Origin of the sequence: Acinetobacter silvestris, from assembly GCF_002135235.1 — a bacterium.
Classification (GTDB): Bacteria; Pseudomonadota; Gammaproteobacteria; order Pseudomonadales; family Moraxellaceae; genus Acinetobacter; species Acinetobacter silvestris.
In genome coordinates this window covers 318266-338394 of sequence record NZ_NEGB01000002.1, presented here as the reverse complement: position 1 = coordinate 338394, position 20129 = coordinate 318266, and the positions used below count along the sequence as shown (strand labels likewise).

Below are 20129 nucleotides of genomic sequence, written 5' to 3'. Positions count from 1 at the left end.
TGATTATTGTCTCATGGTTTTTATTTATGTTGAACGATTTAAATTGTGGTGGTTAATGTTCAGATGTAACGGGTTTAAATGCTGTAATCGCTCGGATACGACTCATTTTTAAGTCGACAATGGCTTTTGGATAATCCAATTTTAGCTCTGGATTTTTTGCATAAGGCTCATGAATAGACTTGGCATCTAAATGTGCCAATTCAGGAACCCATTGACGAATATAATCACCAGCAGCATCAAATTTTTGAGACTGGCTAATTGGATTGAAGATTCGAAAATAGGGCGCAGCATCTGTTCCAGTGGAAGCACACCATTGCCAACCACCATTATTGGCTGCTAAATCTCCATCAATAAGATGTTGCATGAACCAGCGCTCGCCTAATCGCCAATCGATGAGCAGATTTTTACATAAAAACATAGCGACAATCATGCGAACTCTATTGTGCATCCAGCCTGTAGTAAGTAATTGACGCATGCCAGCATCGACCATTGGAATACCTGTTTGACCCTGTTGCCATGCTGCTAAATCCTCAGGTGCATGTCGCCATTGCATCTTTTGAGTATTGTCCTTAAAAGGGAGGTGCTTAGAGACTTTTGGGAATTCAAATAAAATATGTTGATAAAACTCTCGCCACAATAATTCATCTAACCAAGTTTGTTGTCCTTCATGATCAATGTGAAATTGACCCTGTTGATGACGAAATAAAGCTTGGATACATTGCCGAATGGACAAAATTCCACTATTTAAATAAGCCGAGAGTTGGCTTGTCCCTTGAAGATAAGGAAAATCTCTTTCTGTTTGATAATGACTAACGTGGTCTTCTATAAAGGCATCTAAACGTTGTAGGGCATATGCTTCATTAACTTGCCATAAATCACGTTGATCTTGAGGGATGCTGACATCACATAACTCTTCGATGCTTGGAATCTCAGAGTTGGCTAATTTTATCTGTAGTTGTTTTTGGGCTTTAGGTTGAGGAAAGCATTGTGGAAGAGAAATGCTGAAGCGTTCATAACATTGCTTTTTAAAAGCACCAAACACTTGATAAGGCTGATTGCTTTTATTACGAATTGTTCCTACAGGAAATAGAGTACGATCATGATAAAGTTGTAGCTCTTTATGGCTTTGATTCAGTACGTGTTGAGCGCTTGCATCACGCTTTAATTCATTTTGTCCAAGCTCAATATTGGCATGTATTTCGGAAATATTTAAATCTAAACACAATTTTTGAATGAATTGAGGGACATCTTTCCAAAGTTGAATGGTTTCAATAATTAAAGGAATATTGAGGAGTTCTAAATCTTGTTTGAGTTGTTGTAGTTGGCGTAAATAAAAATCAATTTTTATCGCTGCATCATCATGCAGTCGCCATTGTTCTGGTGAGAGAATGACAAGTGCGATACTTTGTCCTGTTGTTGTGGCATGCCATAGTGCAGCATGATCATGCAGACGTAAATCTTGTCTAAACCAAATCAGCTGAAGTTGTTGCATAGTGTTTTTTATCTAAATACTCATCTAAGTCAAAATATCATTAAAATTACTCAATAAAAAAGGCAAAGTAAAAATACTTTGCCTTTTTATAAGATCAAATGATCTTAGTGGTGATGACCACCCGCACCGTGAACATGACCGTGTTCTAATTCTTCAGGAGAAGCTTCACGGATTTCAACGATTTCAACATCAAATGTTAAGTCTTGACCAGCAAGTGGGAAGTTAGCATCAACAAGAATGTTGTCACCTTCAATTGCTTTAACAGTTACGATTTGAACGCCATCATCAGTTTGAGCTTGGAATTGCATACCAGCTTCGATGTTGTCTACGCCTTGGAACATTTGCGCAGGAACTTCTTGAACTAAGTCAGGGTTATATTCACCATAACCTTCAGCAGCAGGAACGTTTACAGTGAATTTTTCACCAACAGTTTTGCCTAATAATGCTTTTTCTAAACCAGGGATGATGTTACCTGCACCATGCAAATATGCAAGCGGCTCACCTTGAGATTGGTCGAGAGTTTCACCCTCTGCATTCGTTAATTTGTAGTTGAAAGAAACTACAGAGTTATGTGCAATAGCAGTCATGTTACTGATCCATTCAAATTTTCTAAGAGGGTATCATAAATTGAAATGCAGCATTTGTAGAATGATTTCATTCAAAAAACCGCATTTTCTTACGTTTTTACGACGTTTTATTGTTTATTAGGGCATATTTAAAAATTTCAATGCAATTTTATCTTTGGTGTGATTTTCCGTGTAACAAAATCTTTAGCAGTCAATAAGCCTGCATGCGCATATCCATAAATGGTGGCTTGGTGCATACGATATAAAGATACATACATCGATTTAGCGACAAAACCTTGAACATTGACTTGTCCGAGTAGTTCACCAACGGCTTTATTCTTACTCAGTGAGACTAAAGAGCCTTTATCTGAAAATTGGAACATTGGTTGCTGTTTACCATTCAATCGAGCCTGCATCGCATCTACAAGGAAAGTGGCTTGTTGACTGGCAACTTGCGCACGGGGGCCTAATGCAGGTTCGCGTGCATCTAAAATACAATGTGCACAATCTCCAAAGGCAAAAATATTGGGATCTGATTGAGTTTGCAAAGTTGCATAAACATCAAGCCGACCCATTCGGTCTTTTTTAAAGCCTTGAAGTTTTTCAATTACGGTGGGTGTTTTAATGCCAGCCACCCAAACTTTAAGTTCGGCATTGATACTGGTGCCATCATTAAAATAGATTTTTTCAGCATCTACTTTTTCCACACGCTTTTCGGTAAGGATATCAATTTTCATACGTTGTAATTGTTGAGTAGCATGTTCGGCAATTTTGTCTGAAAGTGCAGGTAAAATACGTTGAGCACCTTCAATCAATGAAATTTTAACGAGATTAGGATTAATCTTGTTTAAACCATATTTATAAAAATTTTGCTTGGCTTCTGATAATTCAGCTGCAAGTTCTACGCCCGTTGCACCAGCACCGATAATCGCAATGTGTAAATCTCGATTGATATTTTTATTTTGCGCATCTAGATATAGATGCAGTAGATCTTGTTGAAAAATTTCAGCTTGTTGGCGGCTATCGAGATAGTGACAAAACTCTGCAACACCTTGAGTATGAAAGTCATTTGATACTGAACCTACTGCTAAAATAAGTGTATCGTAAGTTAGCGTATGTTGTTCAGGAAATGCTTCATACTTAGACGCTTGGATTTTAGCGATTGAAATCTGTTTTAGATCTTTGTCGAGCTTTTCAAAACGACCGAGAATAAACTCATAATGATGCTTGGCAGCATGTGCGTAGTAATTGGTTTCTTCATCATTCGGATTCATTGTGCCTGCAGCGATCTCATGCAATAGCGGTTTCCAAATATGTGTGAGTTTTTGATCAACCAAAGTGATTTTGGCTTTTTTAGATTTTCCTAAAGTATCACCAAGTTGCGTCACAAGTTCTAAACCACCTGCGCCACCGCCAACCACCACGATATGATGAAGTTCTGACATTGTTATAGACCTATATATTGTTATTAATAAAATGGGATGACATTAAATATGTCATCCCATTTTTTGATTCGCCGTTTTTTTGTTATACAAGTTACATATTTATACTAAATAAAGGTAAAGATGTACTTTCATCTCTTTTAAAGACCTAAGCGCATTTTTAACCACATCATCAAGCGTTCTAACCAACTTGCTTGCTCAATATGAACTTCATCTGCAATATCAAATGTTTGTATAAGTTGATTGTTCTGATACACATTCACTTTGGCTAAATGCATCATTTTGGCTAAAGGTGCTGTAAGTAAAGATTCATTTAATTCAACATTTAAATGAGTTTGGGTTTCTTGTAGTGGTTCTATCGTCGAGATTAAGCCATTCGCATTTACAGTAGTCACTTTTTGATTGATATTATCAAAAGTCATCAGATCAATAGGTACAGCATCGTTATATAAAGATGTGGTCACAATTTGTGGTTTCTTGGCTTCAACCTTAAACATTTTGAGGGTTGATTGGATCACAGGAAGTTCAGCAATTAATTGTTTATCTTTAATAATGACTTCGTCACGGGTATAAGCGTAGCCGAGATTTAATAATTTATGCGCCACCTCAGCACGTTTAATCCCACTTTTTGCACCCATGACGACTACGATTAAACGACGGTCTGGCATGTCTGTAATACCTGTAGCTCGGTGCGCGGTGAGTGCTAAGTTAAAACCAGCTGCTTTGGTAAAACCTGTTTTTAAACCATCAACTGTTGGGTCTGACTTTAAAACAAGATTGGTCGCACGATGGAAGCGTTGTTTATAGCTAAAACTCGGCATGACTGAATAATGTAAATATTCAGGCGTGTGTATAGTTACAGCTTGGCCTAAAAGTGCCATATCATGCGCAGATGAAACATGATCAGGCATCGTTATACCAGCAGGATTGGTAAAGTGAGTGTCCTTCATCCCTAAGGCTTGTGCTTGCTGATTCATACGTGCCACGAAAGCTGGCACACTACCAGAAATGCGTTCTGCCAAAGTTACTGCTGCATCATTGGCCGACATGACAATTAGTCCTGCCAATAATTGGTCAATTGAAATCTGTTCACCTTGTTTGAGGTACATTTGAGATTCATCCCATTGCACCATTTGTACCACGGGTGTTGCTGTTAATATTTCATCTTTACGCAAATGACCTGCTTTGATTTCCTGTAAGGTAATGTAGGCCACCATCATCTTAGTCATAGAAGCTGGTGCACGTTGCACATGACTATTAAACTCTGCAATGGTTTGACCCGATTGCACATCTAAAATAGTCCAAGCTTCGGCTTCAACCGTGGCAGGATTAATATTGAGTAAAGCAGCATTAACGAATGTAGAGCAGAAACAGCTCAGTATGACGAAGAGATAAGTAGAAATTTTCAACAGGGGAATACCTTTAAAGCCGATCCGGTGGCGATGTACGCACAAAACAGTGCGCATGCTATGCCTTTTTTTTTATCATAGCTAGTCAGATTTGTAGACAATTGCGACGAAGATCGCATGACTTTGTAAAAAAATGCTAATCTAATTGATAATTTATCTCTCTAGCATTTTTGAATACGAACTATGTTGCATTATCAGATCGAATTTGACGACTATCGTCAACATCTTGTGCATGTCACTTTGCGCTTTTTAGCAAACCCGACACAGATTTTATGGTTACCTAATTGGATACCTGGTAGTTATCTTTTACGCGAATTCTCGAAGCATCTTGAATCGGTCAAAGCCTACGATGAAGATGGGCGTTTGCTGAAAATCAGTAAATTTGAGAAAAATAAATGGCGCTTATATAACACTGATCATGAATTGATTACGGTGGAGTATGATGCCTATGCTTATGATCTTTCGGTGCGAGGGGCATACGTTGATCAAACTCGTTTATATGTCAATCCAGCATGTCTCTGTTTAGGTCTGCAAGATCAGGATGATGCACCCATCGAAGTTGAAGTGTTTTTACCCAATGAATTGAAGCATTTTCAATTGGCGACGGGTCTAGAAAATAAGAGCTTAGTGAGAGGTCGTCATACCTTAAAAGCCAAAAACTATATGCAGTTGATCGATAGTCCTTTTGAGTTGGCAGATCAAACCCGTTTTAGTTTTGAAGCGAATGGTATTCCGCATGAGTTTGTGGTGTCAGGCAAACACACCATGAATGCTGAACGTATGCAGCAAGACATTGAAAAAATTTGTCGTACAGAAATTTCGATGTTCGGTTCAGCACCTTTTGAAAACTATACCTTTATGACCATGGCAACAGGTAATAGTTATGGTGGTCTGGAACATCCGAATAGTACAAGTTTAATTACGCCGCGTGATGACTTACCTAAAACCGATGAGCCTGTTGAACCATCAGAAGATTATCAGCGTTTCCTCGGTCTTTGTAGTCATGAGTATTTTCATTCGTGGTTGGTGAAATTCATTCGTCCTGAAAATTTTACCAATTATGATTTACATCAGGAAAGTTACACCTCTTTATTGTGGATTTTTGAAGGCTTCACATCTTATTATGATGATCTGATTTTGCACCGTAGTGGCGTGATTTCACAGGATTCATATTTGAAATTGATCAAGGCACAGATTGATCGTTATTTACAGAATCCGGGTCGTGAAATTCAAACAGTGGCAGAATCTAGTTTTGATGCGTGGGTTAAGTTTTATCGTCAGGATGAAAATTCGAATAATGCGGGAACCAGTTATTATAATAAAGGTTGTTTGGTTGCATTGAGTTTGGATCTTGGGTTGCGCCTGCGTGGCTCAAGCTTAGATGCATTAATGCGCCGTCTGTATGAAAATAGCCAAAAAGGTATTCAGGTTAATGAACGTACCATCTTTGATTTGTGTAAAGAACTGACGGGGCAAGACTGGTCAGAGCAGATTCATCATTTAATTAATACCACTGATGAATTGCCATTGGATCAGTTGTTACCTGAGTTTGGTTTACGCTATACATTAAAAAATGAAAAAGCATTACCCTTTGGTTTAAAAGTGGCAGATAAAGCGGAAGGTGTTGTAATTCAACAAGCCCGTCGTAATGGGGTAGGAGCAAAAGCAGGGCTTTCTGCCAATGATGTGATTGTTGCCATTGATGGTCTAAAAGCGACTGAAAAATTGTTAGCCAAATATGCTAAGCAGGAAGGTAATTACATTGTGTATGCATTCCGTCGAGATGAGTTTATGCAATTTGAAGTTCAAGGCAGTGAAATTCATTTAACCACGGTTGAGCTGACGATTGAAGATCAAGCTAAAGCTGAAAAATGGTTAAATGCTTAACTTGATTACTATTTTAAAGCCATGTGAAACCGATGTTTAGGCATCGGTTTTTTTGTAGGAAGTAGAGAAGTAAATTTATAAATATTAATTCGGCGTAAAAGCCTGAGATACTTTTTAAAAAGATTGTTGCTATGTAGTGATTACAGTTCGAAAACTTTTAAAAGTGAGCCTAATATAATAGTGAAGCGTATATACTACTCAACAACAAAGTTTTTCGCTGATTAGCAAAAAACTTTGAACTGTATTCGCTTAGGATAATTTATTTCCATGATACCCAACATGTTCCAAGTAATTGGTTTATAAATTAGTAAAAAGAATGATTGGGGCTTTAATCAATATTAAAGAGTAAAATCACAATAACATATTGATAATTATTACTAATTATTTGTTGAGTATTCAAATCCTCATTCAAGTGATTAACTGCGTGGGTACGGTCGAAGGAACCTGTTGCACCTACCTATATTCGAAAAAAGATGAAATTTCAAGTAGAATATCAACATTGGTGAACAACACTGATGTGTATAAATTTTCAGTCAAAGCAATCTGCAAAGAGATTACTTTGACTGAGGTGCAATGAGCACCAATGCTTTAAATGTTTCATTTAAGTAAATCGGTTCGCAGGGCTGAGTCAAAAGCTTAGTCCTAAAAAACTCAATTCAATGCAAGGGGCTATATATGGCTGGTGGAAAGTCAACAATCATTTACACATTGACCGATGAGGCGCCACTATTGGCGACCTACTCACTGCTGCCGATCATTGAGACCTTTACTAAACCGGCTGGCATCGAGATCGTCAAAACTGACATTTCTGTAGCATCACGTGTGCTTGCAGAATTTGCAGATTATCTTAGTGACGAGCAAAAGGTTCCAGATACCCTCACTGAGCTAGGCCATCTTACGCAAGATCCAGACACGAATATCATCAAACTACCAAATATCAGTGCTTCTGTTGGCCAATTGATGGCGTGTATTAAGGAACTACAGTCGAAGGGCTATGCAATTCCTGATTATCCAGAAAATCCAGTGACTGAAGAAGAAAAGGCGATCAAAGCGCGTTACAGCAAGTGTCTAGGTTCAGCTGTGAACCCTGTACTGCGCGAAGGGAACTCTGATCGTCGTGCACCAGCTGCAGTAAAAAATTACGTTAAGAAGCACCCACATTCAATGAGCGAGTGGAAGCAGTGGTCACAGACGCATGTGTCACACATGGAAGAAGGCGACTTCTACCACGGTGAAAAGTCAATGACACTTGACCGTGCACGTGATGTGAAAATGGAATTGATCACGAAAAGTGGTGAAACAATCGTTCTTAAGCCAAAAGTGGCATTAAAGGATGGTGAAATCATTGATTCGATGTTCATGAGTAAAAAAGCACTCTGTGACTTCTATGAAAAGGAACTCGAAGATTGCCGTGAAGCAGGCATCTTGTTCTCTTTACACGTGAAAGCAACTATGATGAAAGTTTCACATCCGATCGTATTCGGTCACTGTGTGAAAATTTACTATAAAAATGCATTCGAAAAGCATGGTAAATTATTCGATGAATTAGGCATTAACGTAAACAACGGTATGTCTGGTCTTTACGAAAAAATCGCAACTCTACCTACTTCTCTTCGTGAAGAAATCATCGAAGATCTTCATGCATGTCAAGAGCACCGTCCTGCACTTGCAATGGTAGATTCTGCAAAAGGTATTACTAACTTCCATTCACCAAACGACGTGATTGTAGATGCATCTATGCCTGCAATGATTCGTGGTGGCGGTAAAATGTGGGGTGCTGACGGTAAACCTTACGATTGTAAAGCTGTAATGCCTGAATCTACATTTGCGCGTATTTACCAAGAAATGATTAATTTCTGTAAATGGAATGGTAATTTTGATCCAAAAACTATGGGTACTGTACCTAATGTTGGTTTGATGGCTCAAAAAGCGGAAGAGTACGGTTCACACGACAAGACATTTGAAGTGCCTGAAGCTGGTATTGCTAACATCACTGACCTTGAAACAGGTGAAGTGTTGATGTCACAGAATGTTGAAGAAGGCGACATTTGGCGTATGTGTCAGGTGAAAGATGCACCGATTCGTGATTGGGTAAAACTTGCAGTAACACGTGCGCGTAACTCAGGTATGCCTGCAATTTTCTGGCTTGACCCGTACCGTCCGCATGAAAATGAATTGATCAAGAAAGTAGAAAAATACTTGAAAGATCATGATACGACTGGTCTTGATATCCAAATTATGTCTCAAGTACGTGCAATGCGTTACACACTTGAACGTGTAGCTCGTGGTCTTGATACTATTTCAGTGACTGGTAATATTTTACGTGATTACCTGACTGACTTGTTCCCGATTATGGAATTGGGTACTTCAGCTAAAATGTTGTCTATCGTGCCGTTAATGGCTGGTGGTGGCATGTACGAAACGGGTGCAGGCGGTTCAGCACCGAAGCACGTACAACAGTTAGTTGAAGAAAACCATTTACGTTGGGATTCACTAGGTGAGTTCATGGCACTTGCTGTTTCTTTAGAAGAGATGGGCATCAAAGAAGACAATGCACGTGCTAAGTTGCTTGCGAAGACATTAGACCAAGCAACGGGTAAATTGTTGGATAACGACAAGTCTCCATCACGTCGTACTGGTGAGCTTGATAACCGTGGCAGTCACTTCTATTTAGCAAAGTATTGGGCTGAAGAACTTGCTGCACAAGATCAAGATACTGAGTTAAAAGCGAAATTCACTGCACTTGCAGCAGAACTGAATGCAAATGAAGAGAAGATTGTTACTGAACTTGCTCAAGTGCAAGGTAAACCAGCTGATATCGGTGGTTACTATGCGATTGATCAAGAGAAAGTGAATGCTGTAATGCGTCCAAGTGCGACTTTAAATGCTGCACTTGCATTTGTTTAAGCATAATGTAATACAAAACTGACAACTTCGTTGGTGATGTAAAAAAGCCGGTGTATATGCACCGGCTTTTTTATGGATGTGGTTTGTATAGTGGAGATTTACAAAATTAATTCATTTGTAAGTGATATAAAACTAATGTAAAACATATGCTTATATATTAACTCTATGTTTGAGAAATATGATTGAACTAGGTGTACAGCAATTAAATGCATTAGCAGAGTTGGCAGATGTATTGTTATTAGATGGAAATAGAAAGCATGAATTAATAGAGTTTTTTAAAGTGCATAGCGAAACTCAATTTACTTTTGAAAATGATTTGTGTAAGGGCTATTTTTACTACATTTTAGGGAATTGTAGTTCAGAACTTTATAAGTATCAGAATGAAAATTGGTATTCACAGGATTTAATAAATACAGTTAATTTATATCAAAAATCTGTTTATTATTTAAAGAAATCGAATACTGAAAGAAATCTACTTTCATCTGGATTAACTAATCTTGGAAATTTTCTTTCATCACAAGGTCGATGTTTTTGTGCACAGTACTATTGGGATCAGGCAATAGAAATTGATGAAAATCCTGTTGCTATTATTGCCAAAGCACAAAGCTTACTTTTTATAGGAAATTATCTATACGATGATTCCCATACTCGAATTCATTATTTTTTTGCTAATAAATTAGCTAGAGAGGCTATGAAAAATCTTGATAAGCTTGAGTTAGAACAGAAAATACCATTACAGGAAAATGGTGAATTATATGTATTTAATAAATGGTTCGAACAGAATTATCAGAATGATGATTTTAAATTTGTTGAAGAATATAAACAAAAATTTAAAACGAAGACAGAAGGTCGTTATCTAAGCTGGACTGCTGAAAATAAGCTATTCATAAATGACTTAAATGATGTTTGTATTGAAGAAATCGTATTTCAAGATGTTATTGGCTTACCTTCAATATTGCAAAAAATTAACACAAGTTTAAGCTTTAAAGAAACATTGGTATTCCATTCAAGTTTTGATGAGTTGCGTAATGAGTATGCTTATGCACGTTATTTAATTTTTCAAGCTTCGGAAATTAAAGAGGAATCAAGCCACTTTTATAATATGACGTATTCTCATACAGATGACACATTGCATGCGATAGATAACTTAAAAACTTCACATATGAAGTCGGCTTTTAGAATTTTATATTCAATTTTCGATAAGATTTCTTATTTTGTTGTTAAATATTTAGATCTGCCAATAGGTGATCATGATATAAGTTTTAATAAAATTTTTGGTTCTAATAAGAATGGTATTTTTAAGCCAAGAGCAGAATTGACTGAGTCTAATAATTATTTTTTACATGCCTTATTTTATATTTTAAAGGAGATTGAGCGTGATTCTAATTCGCAAGAATTTTTTATAAATCATGAAAAACTTAGATTAGCTAAAATTAGAAATCATTTAGAACATAGATCATTTAGGATTGTAGATGATTTTTTTTATCGAGTTAATTCGGAATTAGATTTTTATAATGTTGTTAAATATAAAGAGTTAATAAGCAGAAAGAAGGCATTAGATCAATCAAACTCCCAAAATACTAAAGAGTATAAGGATATTGAAGCAAGTATTCTGGATAAAGAAAAGAAAGCTAAATATATCTTAGAAATGCCTCTATCTGAGTTTTATGAATCTTTAATGGTCTTAGTTAAACTAGTTAGAAATGCACTATTGTATTTGAGCTTGGCAGTTCATTTTGAGGAAAATAAACGAAAAGGTAAGGAAGATAAATTAGTATTTAATAGAGTAGTGCCTTTGAAAAAATAAAGCTCACTTACGTGAGCTTTAATAAAATCAAATTTTAACGAGCATTACGTCCACGACCACGAGGCGCTTTCGTATTGGGACGTGTCGTACCATTGGTTTTACGACGTGGCTTATCAGCATCGTCCATTTGCCAAATACGGGTTGTACCACCACCAGCTTTTTTCTTACCTTTAAATGGTGCTTCGCCACGTTCTTCACGCGCTTTATCTTTAGCAACCGAGAAATGTTGTTTCTTCGTGGTGGTCTTTTTTGCAAAAGAACGACCTTCATACGGCTTGTCCGCAGGCACATCTTTAAAGTCAGGGTACAATAACGGCTCAATTTCGATTTGTTCACCCGGTTTTAAACCCAATTTTTCTAGGCTGATTGTACCAATTTGAGTACGAATCAAACGTAAAGTTGGGAAGCCAACGGCAGAAGTCATACGACGTACTTGACGGTTACGACCTTCACAAATTGAAATTTCGACCCAAGACGTTGGCACAGATGCACGGAAACGAACAGGTGGAACGCGCTCCCACAGCCAATCAGGTTCATCAACTTTTTTTGCAGTTGCAGGCAGTGTAATACCATCTTTAAGTTCTACACCTTTACGAAGCTGCTCAAGTGCTTCCTCGGTAATATCACCATCAACTTGTACAAGATAGGTTTTAAACTTTTTATTGGCTGGATTGGTGATGAATTGGTTCAAACCACCGTGATCCGTTAAAAACATCAGACCTTCTGAATCTAAATCAAGACGACCTGCAATACGCAAGTCAGGATCTTGAATAAAGTCTGAGATAGTTTGATGTTTCTCATCTGCACGGAACTGGGAGAGAACGTCATAAGGTTTATTAAGAATGACGATTTTCATTGTAACCTATTAATTAAACTAAATAAATTGATGTGTGGCTTTGGTGTTACCCGTTTTGTGAAGGGTGGGGTAAAAAGAAAGCCCACTATATGTGGGCTACTATATCAGATTCCGGTTTGTGTTCTTCAACTTTATTCTTTACATAGGATGGATACCAAAACAGATTTTCTTCACAAAGTTGAATAGGCTGCTTAATATTTGCAGTGTTTACTAGGATATAAAATTTATCTTTACTGATAGTGAGTAGCAATATAAATTCTTTCGCTGGGATTGTTGCGGAGTACTTTTAAATTTGATTTTGTCGATTACACAGCTAAATTTGCATTGATGTTTTTAGTGAAGCATAAGGGTAAGAATCGTAGTTTAAGCACAATTTTAGAGATGAAAAATAAAGCCAAGCAATCAAGGGGGAAATTTAAAAGATATCAAGTGGTGTTGGAGCTAGATCAAATAGCTATTCATCCCGATTTTCAAGGGTTGGGACTAAGTAAAGCACTAATCGTAGAGTCTCTTAAAGACGTTGAAAATGAATTATTAGCGAAAAATCAAAAGATAAAAAGTGTGTTAGTAACAACTGGGGGGAATAATTTTGCGAAAAAAATCTATGAAGATTTATTCAATGCTCAAGAAGTTGCAATTATCTCTGATTTATATAGTGCGCCAGAGGTTTATTTAAAAGCTAATCGAGAAGGCTTAGTATTTTTGGATGCGCGAATCATTTAAAATATCATGTAAAGTTATATAAGTTTCAAATTAGATAGGTCATTATTTTGTATAAATTGTCGGATAAAATCACCTTTGGGTATTTTTTAATGGGCTTAATGTATGCAAAAATTGTAGTGCTATTGGGGGTGAACTTACGAATTATCAAAATTTAAGCCGTTTAGATTAAGGCATAGTAAAGTGATTGCAATAGAAAGTGTGATGATTCGATTGTAAGTACAGATTAAAAATTTACATTCATATTTAGGCACATCATATAAAAATAACAAAACTAACTATAAATTGGGTTGGAATGTAACAATTAGAATTGCTAATAATAGTTGGCTTTATTTTTAATAAGTGTGAGGTATGACATGTTAAAAACTGTAGCACTATTAGGAACAGGAATAGCGATTGGTCGTTGTTATCAGTTCTATAAAAGGGATCCTCAAAAGTCTAAAGATAAAAATTTAGATAAAAGTGGAAAATCAAGCAAGGGAAATGATGACTCTCCTAAAGAGTGATTTTAATTCAATATTTATGTGATTTAGTATTTATAAAAGCCACCGTAATAGGTGGCTTTTTAGTAGAAGAAAGACATATAAAAAGTCGTATTTTTCGACTGACACTTATGAAGATATTATGAAAGCCATACGGCTGAGACGAGATGAGATATTCATTAAAATGTGCTTAATGATTTGAAGTGGTGTTGGGTTCAGTAATTTGATATAGATAAATTACTTTAATTGTATAGTTGTTTTTATGAGAGTTGCATTTATTGGTGGTGGCACATCTGGAGATGTTGAACAATCCAAAGAACCTATGTGGCAGGTTGAACGTGAAAATACCCGAAAAATGCAAGTCTTAATGGAATACAGACTTAGTCATGGAATCCCTTTGGGTAATTATGACGTTATAGAAACTTATAATTTAATGGTTATGAAAATAAATAAAGAGTTTAAGATTTTTTATGTATTGGAGGGTATGAGTAAAGACGATATTTTAGAGCATTTATATAGTTGCTGGGATAAATCAGACACCATTGGTTATGACTTTGACTAAGCAAAGATCTCACCATACGCCATGTACAATTTTCTACCGAAGTCATTTAATATGCATCGAATAATAGAACTTGATTCAATTTGATCAAGTTTAAAACGAATATAATGAAATCCCATTTCCCCAGCAATATCGGTCCAATCTTTAATCTTTTTTTATGATATGAAAATCAAAATGTCAATTTCTTGGAGGGCTAATAGGAAGAAATTAGGATAGTAAAATTATGATGGTTTTGAATAATTGGTGTACAATTATTAAGCGAGTAGAAGAACCTCTAAAAACAGATCATCAACCCGCGGGTTTTCTGCATTTTAATCAGATTATTTGTCGAGGTATAAAATGACTTTGCCAGATCAAATAAAACAAGCATTTTTTGACTACATAGATCAAAACCATTCAGTACCAAATTACCTATTAGTCAGCTCTGACACTCATAAAAGTTTACTGAGTGACCAAAGTGATTTTATTAAAACGATCCCAATGGATACAGGTATGGTGGATATGAAGTTTTTAGGATATGAAGTTGGAATTTCAAATGGTAATGACACACCATTTACATGGAAAATGAACTAATTTAATCCTCCTCATGCTCATGATTTGACTCCCCAAAATTGGACCAGATGTTAAGAGACTTTTAAGGACTGTATTCTGTGCGGTATAGGATGCAGTCTTTTTAATTTAATCATGATTCTTTCAGCTTTTGTTCCTGTTCATCAATTGATTTAAATTACTCTCTATAGAAAGAATAGTGTTTTGATTCAAATGAGTGAGGAAGTTTTAAACCACCTTTCAAGATGGTTTTTATTGCTTGCTGCAAGTGGATGTTTACTTAAATGGTGGAAATCCATGAAAATAAAATATAAAGCAGGATCGCTTTGGAAAAGGAGGAATATCGGTGGCAAGCGATAGATCTAGTCGTGGGGAAGTTTTTTTACTGATTGCTCAGACGGTACAGGATAATAATGGGATTGATCAGATGTCATGCAATGACTTAAAGCTCAAAGTAAAGGTGATTAAATATGGATGAACAGAATTCTTCGTGACGCAATGTCTAAAGAATTGAGGAATCATCAATAAAAAAGGTTAGGTATAACTGCATTTTTAAAATTCATTCAAATTTCATGTAGTAATTAGATCTTTTTAAAGAGAAATTTTGAAAAAATTGTTACATAATGTTGTTAATAAGCACTATAATGCTAATGATTATCATTTATATTTGGTGTGGCCGTGTTTTTCCCTAAAAATAATTTAACGCTTATGATGTTATCAACTGGGTTTCTTTTTGTTTCTTCAGCATTTGCTGACTCAAACATTCCAGAAGAGAAAGCCAATACGACGACAACTTTTTCTACAATTGTAATTGAAGCGATGGATGAAGGGGATCCAATTAAAACATATGTAGATTACAAACAAGCAAATGTCACTAGAAATGGACTAGATAAAAAAGATATTCCACAAACGATTGATACCATAGATGTTTCTAAATATAAGCTTTACGGTGCTAATGATTTAAGTGTCATGTTACAAGGGACACCTGGTATTTCTACGAGCTATGATGCGCGAAATGATGGTATATCCATTCGCGGGTTTAATGCAGATACCAATGATATTTACCGTGATGGTGTACGTGAAAGTGGGCAATATCGACGCAGTACTGCTAATGTTGAACGTATAGAAATTCTAAAAGGTCCAGCTTCTGTACTTTATGGTCGCAGTGCAGGTGGTGGGGTCATTAATATGGTGACAAAAGTTGCTAACTTTGACTCTAAAAGTTCAGTTGGAGCATATGTCGGTTCTTATGATAATGTTGGTGGAACTGTCGATATTAATAAAGTTTTAAATGATAACTGGGCAATACGTTTGGTTGGTGAAAAGTCAGATGCGAATAGCTTTCGTTCAGGTATTGGATTTAATCAAGAAATGCTTTCGCCAAGTGTGACTTATCGTAGTGATGATGAACGTTTAACGTGGACAACAGAATTTACTTACGACAGTTTAAATAGAACCCCAGATAGAGGGCCGAGTTACGATAACTTACCTTCAGGTGTTTCGATTAAAACTGGTTTTTCTGGAGATACTGACAATATTGTTGATGAAACCAAATCACTTAGAACGGATGTTAAATATGAATTTGCACCTGATTGGAAATTTCACTGGGCTTTAAGTTATCGTGAATCTTTCCAAGATTTTGATAATTTCTTTGGTGGAACTTGGTGTTCAGAAGCAGGGTTACAAATTGATGGTAAAGCATGCAACTGGCAAGGAAAAATACGTCAAAGTTATGCTTGGCAACAAACCACAAATAAAACTTTAATGAATACCTTTGATATTACGGGACAATTTAAAACCGGCATTTTAGATCATAAAATTATGTTGGGTAGTGATTGGTCCAATGAAAAAAGAGAACCCATACTTGGGAACTATTCGAGTGGCAACAGTGCAGGGCTTTATTATCGTTACGTCAATCCATTTAATCCGTCAGATAGCTCACTATCATCTGGCTGGTCAACGCTGAATGGTACGCGTCCTCCTGAAACATCACATAGTGAAACAGATGCCAACTCTTTAAGCTTCTTTCTTCAAGACTTAATCTCATTCAACGAAAAATATAAAATGATGTTAGGTCTTCGATACGATAGCTATGATTTCGCAACCAATGATATTCGTAATCATAGTAAAAAATCTTATCGTGACGATAGTTTAAGTCCAAATATTGGTTTTGTTTGGCAACCAATTGAAAGGCAAAATTTTTATGCATCTTATAGTAAAAGTTTTGCACCTTATGGCGGTCGAGGGCTATTAGGCGTGAGCACATCAATAGATCCAAGTTTATACGATGCTGAGCCTCAATTTAATGAACAATATGAAATTGGTGTAAAAAGTGATTGGCTAGGTGGGGGCTTGAATACTCAGCTTTCTGTATATGATATTACTAAAAATAATATACGCTATCAGCCAGATTCTATAAACAGACCTAATGATTGGGAAGTCGGGCAAAAGCAACAATCAAAAGGTGTGGAGTTTAGTTTTATTGGTAGAGTACTAGAAAATCTGTATGTGCGTGGGGGCTATGGTTATACCGATGCTGAATGGAAAAAGGATAGCCGTTCAACTGTAATTGAAGCGGATCGTTTAAAAGGTAAAAAATTATCTGGAATATCAGAAAATACAGGAAATTTATTTGTCCGATATTTACCTACACAAAATTGGTATGGAGAAATGGGAGCAACCTATGTTGGTTCTTATTATACTTCAGATAAAAATACTACAAAAATGCCAGATTTTACTCGTTTAGATACCGCGATTGGTTATAAGGATGATACGTGGGGCGTAACTATTGCAGTAAATAACTTAACGAATAAAGAATACTGGCGCTCTAGTTCTATGCCTGGAACTCCTCGGAATTATTTATTGAGAGTTAATTATTTTTTCTAATATAGTTTTAAAGTCTATATTGTTTAAATGAATAAAAAAGCCCGATATTTTGTCGGGCTTTTTCGTATTTATTGTACTCGGTATGATGCCTGTCGGGCTTCACTATCCTGAGATAGAGTGATTAAGGATGACTTTTTACAGTACTTGTTCTTCCATGATAATTTTCTATTTTTACGCTTAAAGTGATTTTCTCGTACTTTTATAAAAGTCTAGTACGTTCATCTTAGGTCTTAACTTTAGCGTCGGAGAACAACGGGTAACTGTCATAAAATAGATCAATTCAAACTCATGTATTTAGAATGATTAAGAATGAAAATTTTCATAGGGAGTCATTTTTGTAATTACATACTGTTGAAAACAATTGAGTGTTATTTAATCAAGAAATATTGTTATTTCTCATATAAATCTCAAAAATATTGAATCTAGATTAGGATTATATGCATTAACAACAGATGAAAGCATTGCTAATTGGCAATTATTTTTTAGATTCGCTGTTACAAAGGGAGAAATTGTACAATGGGTTATCAAAAAATCGTCGTGCCTGTGGATGGTAGTAAAATTACTGTAAATGCAGACTTGTCACTGTATGTTCCAAATTATCCAATCATTCCTTTCATTGAAGGTGATGGTATTGGTGTGGATATTACACCTGCAATGAAAGCTGTAGTAGACGCTGCGGTTCAAAAAGCATACGGGAGTAAACGTTCGATTGAATGGATGGAAGTTTACTGTGGCGAAAAAGCAGATAAAATTTATGGAACATATATGCCTGAAGAAACTTTCGAAGCGCTTCGGGAATTCGTTGTTTCTATTAAAGGCCCTTTAACGACTCCAGTAGGCGGTGGTATTCGTTCTTTAAACGTCGCATTACGTCAAGAACTAGACCTTTATGTATGTGTACGTCCAGTACGTTGGTTTAAAGGGGTTCCGACACCTGTTCATAATCCTGAATTAACTGATATGGTTATTTTCCGTGAAAATTCAGAAGATATCTATGCCGGTATTGAGTGGAAAGCGGGTTCTCCAGAAGCTAAAAAAGTTATAAAATTTTTAAAAGAAGAAATGGGCGTTACTAAAATTCGTTTTGAAGAAAACTGTGGTATTGGTATTAAACCTGTATCTAAAGAAGGTAGTCAGCGTTTAGTTCGTAAAGCAATTCAATTTGCAATCGATAATGATAAGCCAAGCGTGACTTTAGTTCACAAAGGCAACATCATGAAATATACCGAAGGTGCGTTTAAAGAATGGGGCTACGAAGTCGCACTTGAACGTTTTGGTGGTGAGCTGCTTGATGGTGGTCCATGGGTAGGCATTAAAAATCCTAAAACTGGCAAAGAGATCATCATTAAAGATGTCATTGCTGATGCGTTCTTACAACAAATTTTAATGCGACCTGCCGATTATTCAGTGATTGCAACACTTAACCTTAACGGTGATTATATTTCGGATGCGCTGGCAGCAGAAGTGGGCGGTATTGGTATTGCACCGGGTGCAAACATTGGTGGTGCAATTCAGGTTTATGAAGCAACGCATGGTACTGCACCGAAATATGCAGGTCAGGATAAAGTAAACCCAGGTTCAATCATCCTTTCTGCTGAAATGATGCTTCGTGATATGGGGTGGGTTGAAGCTGCTGATTTAATTATTCAAGGTATTTCTGGAGCGATTGCTGCAAAAACTGTAACGTATGACTTCGAGCGTTTAATGCCAGATGCAACACTTCTACGTTGTTCTGAATTTGGTCAAGCAATCATTAAAAATATGGATAAATAATTGATTAGTTAGGATTATTAAAAAACTTGCACTGGTTGCAGGTTTTTTTTAGAACATAGACAATGCTTCATTTAGAACAACAAGATATTCTATATTTTTTTAAATTGGTATTGATCAAGACACACAGACGTTGATGGATATAAAACTTAATATAATCAAATGCTTGATGTTAGTTCTAAATACAATTCATTAAATTTTAGCTTAAATATGATTGCAATATAACTCGCTAGTTTAAAGATTAATTTTATATGTACTTATAAGGAATGTAATAATGAAAATGAGTTTGATGATTTTTTTATTTCTTGGGGTTTCAACAATTGCACAAGCAGATAGCGTATACAAATGTGAAAATAAAGGGACTATAACGTATCAATCTCGACCATGTCCAAGTGCTATAATCAAGCCAAATCTACACAAGCAAATTCAAGAAAAAAAGCAAAATCAGTTTGAAGCTGAGCATTATTCTCAACAAAAACATCTTCAGCATAGCTCGAGTAATGGAACATCCAATGAAATAGCAGATACGGAAGCAGGCAAAAAGAAAAGTCTAGCAATAGCGCAAGAAGCTTATCGAATGACTAAAAATCGTTAATATATTTCTTATCAGATTCACTGAAACCCATGCTATATATAAAGGAATCGCAGTAATAATTATTGTAATTACATTATTTTATTATGTTTTCTTGTATATGCATTTTTCAGGGTGGGGGCGAGGGTGTTTTTATCCAAGGGTAGGTGATTAAAAGTATTCAATTATATTTGCCACAGCTTTAAATGGGGTTGCTTGTACAATA

Annotated in this window: 15 protein-coding genes; 10 read left to right on the top strand and 5 right to left on the bottom strand. The window is 36.1% G+C overall.

Annotation, left to right across the window (positions count from 1 at the left end; all coding sequences use genetic code 11):
- Positions 1 to 52: 52 nt before the first annotated feature.
- The 4 genes from B9T28_RS04920 to B9T28_RS04905 form a co-directional block, all read right to left on the bottom strand.
- Positions 53 to 1492 carry a cryptochrome/photolyase family protein gene (locus tag B9T28_RS04920; protein WP_086202837.1) on the bottom strand — a complete coding sequence of 480 codons (1440 nt, stop codon included), beginning with the start codon at positions 1490 to 1492 and terminating at the stop codon, positions 53 to 55.
- 104 nt (positions 1493 to 1596) lie between these two features.
- Positions 1597 to 2079, bottom strand: a complete 483-nt coding sequence (locus B9T28_RS04915; protein ID WP_086192000.1) for an FKBP-type peptidyl-prolyl cis-trans isomerase — start codon at positions 2077 to 2079, stop codon at positions 1597 to 1599.
- A 137-nt stretch (positions 2080 to 2216) separates the two neighbouring features.
- The gene (locus B9T28_RS04910) at positions 2217 to 3503 is read right to left on the bottom strand and encodes an NAD(P)/FAD-dependent oxidoreductase (protein WP_086202836.1); all 1287 of its coding nucleotides are present in this window, start codon (positions 3501 to 3503) and stop codon (positions 2217 to 2219) included.
- Between the two features lie 137 nt (positions 3504 to 3640).
- On the bottom strand, positions 3641 to 4909 hold the full coding sequence (locus B9T28_RS04905; protein ID WP_252053515.1) for a D-alanyl-D-alanine carboxypeptidase PBP6B: 1269 nt from the start codon (positions 4907 to 4909) through the stop codon (positions 3641 to 3643).
- Positions 4910 to 5092: 183 nt separating this feature from the next.
- Between B9T28_RS04905 and B9T28_RS04900 the strand changes: the two genes are divergently transcribed.
- The 3 genes from B9T28_RS04900 (at position 5093) to B9T28_RS04890 (ending at position 11510) form a co-directional block, all read left to right on the top strand.
- The gene (locus B9T28_RS04900; RefSeq protein WP_086202834.1) at positions 5093 to 6796 is read left to right on the top strand and encodes a M61 family metallopeptidase; all 1704 of its coding nucleotides are present in this window, start codon (positions 5093 to 5095) and stop codon (positions 6794 to 6796) included.
- 675 nt (positions 6797 to 7471) lie between these two features.
- Positions 7472 to 9703, top strand: coding sequence for an NADP-dependent isocitrate dehydrogenase (locus B9T28_RS04895; protein WP_086202833.1), 2232 nt, complete (start codon positions 7472 to 7474; stop codon positions 9701 to 9703).
- Between the two features lie 178 nt (positions 9704 to 9881).
- Complete coding sequence (locus B9T28_RS04890; RefSeq protein ID WP_086202832.1) at positions 9882 to 11510, top strand: LA2681 family HEPN domain-containing protein; 1629 nt, start codon at positions 9882 to 9884, stop codon at positions 11508 to 11510.
- A gap of 34 nt (positions 11511 to 11544) precedes the next feature.
- On the opposite strand, the gene B9T28_RS04885 is transcribed toward B9T28_RS04890, so the two are convergent.
- Positions 11545 to 12366 (bottom strand): rRNA large subunit pseudouridine synthase E, encoded by an 822-nt coding sequence (locus B9T28_RS04885; RefSeq protein WP_086202831.1) that lies wholly within the window; start codon positions 12364 to 12366, stop codon positions 11545 to 11547.
- Positions 12367 to 12702: 336 nt separating this feature from the next.
- On the opposite strand from B9T28_RS04885, the gene B9T28_RS04875 reads away from it, so the two are divergent.
- The 7 genes from B9T28_RS04875 (at position 12703) to B9T28_RS04850 (ending at position 19927) form a co-directional block, all read left to right on the top strand.
- Positions 12703 to 13089, top strand: a complete 387-nt coding sequence (locus B9T28_RS04875; RefSeq protein ID WP_252053485.1) for a GNAT family N-acetyltransferase — start codon at positions 12703 to 12705, stop codon at positions 13087 to 13089.
- 353 nt (positions 13090 to 13442) lie between these two features.
- On the top strand, positions 13443 to 13592 hold the full coding sequence (locus B9T28_RS14850; protein ID WP_171263457.1) for a hypothetical protein: 150 nt from the start codon (positions 13443 to 13445) through the stop codon (positions 13590 to 13592).
- A 238-nt stretch (positions 13593 to 13830) separates the two neighbouring features.
- Positions 13831 to 14130, top strand: a complete 300-nt coding sequence (locus B9T28_RS04870; RefSeq protein WP_086202829.1) for a hypothetical protein — start codon at positions 13831 to 13833, stop codon at positions 14128 to 14130.
- A gap of 336 nt (positions 14131 to 14466) precedes the next feature.
- On the top strand, positions 14467 to 14700 hold the full coding sequence (locus B9T28_RS04865; protein ID WP_086202828.1) for a hypothetical protein: 234 nt from the start codon (positions 14467 to 14469) through the stop codon (positions 14698 to 14700).
- A gap of 684 nt (positions 14701 to 15384) precedes the next feature.
- Positions 15385 to 17562 carry a TonB-dependent receptor gene (locus tag B9T28_RS04860; RefSeq protein ID WP_171263464.1) on the top strand — a complete coding sequence of 726 codons (2178 nt, stop codon included), beginning with the start codon at positions 15385 to 15387 and terminating at the stop codon, positions 17560 to 17562.
- 516 nt (positions 17563 to 18078) lie between these two features.
- Positions 18079 to 19335, top strand: a complete 1257-nt coding sequence (gene icd / locus B9T28_RS04855; RefSeq protein WP_086202826.1) for an NADP-dependent isocitrate dehydrogenase — start codon at positions 18079 to 18081, stop codon at positions 19333 to 19335.
- 271 nt (positions 19336 to 19606) lie between these two features.
- On the top strand, positions 19607 to 19927 hold the full coding sequence (locus B9T28_RS04850; protein WP_086202825.1) for a DUF4124 domain-containing protein: 321 nt from the start codon (positions 19607 to 19609) through the stop codon (positions 19925 to 19927).
- Positions 19928 to 20129 lie beyond the last annotated feature (202 nt).